The sequence below is a fragment of the Cupriavidus sp. SIMBA_020 genome (assembly GCF_046535395.1).
Taxonomy (GTDB): Bacteria; Pseudomonadota; Gammaproteobacteria; order Burkholderiales; family Burkholderiaceae; genus Cupriavidus; species Cupriavidus campinensis.
In genome coordinates this window covers 1-276 of the sequence record NZ_JAWRWU010000464.1, presented here as the reverse complement: position 1 = coordinate 276, position 276 = coordinate 1, and the positions used below count along the sequence as shown (strand labels likewise).

Below are 276 nucleotides of genomic sequence, written 5' to 3'. Positions count from 1 at the left end.
AGGACAACGCGCGCACGCCGTCCGGCGTGTCCTACATGCTGGAGAACCGCGAGACGATGATGCAGCTCTTTCCGGAGCTGTTCCAGCAGGTCAAGGTACGCCCGGTCGAGACCTATCCGCAGATGCTGCGCCAGTCGCTCGCGGCCGTGTGCCCGCCCGGCGGCAACGCCGACAATCCGACCATCGCCGTGCTCACGCCGGGCATCCACAACTCCGCGTACTACGAACATTCGTTCCTCGCCGACCAGATGGGCGTGCATCTCGTCGAAGGCAGCG

At 65.6% G+C, this 276-nt stretch carries 1 protein-coding gene; it reads left to right on the top strand.

Features of this window, described 5'->3' with window-relative positions; translation table 11 throughout:
* Positions 1-276: circularly permuted type 2 ATP-grasp protein (locus SB751_RS30065; RefSeq protein ID WP_410749031.1), on the top strand; the 276-nt coding region annotated here is incomplete at both ends.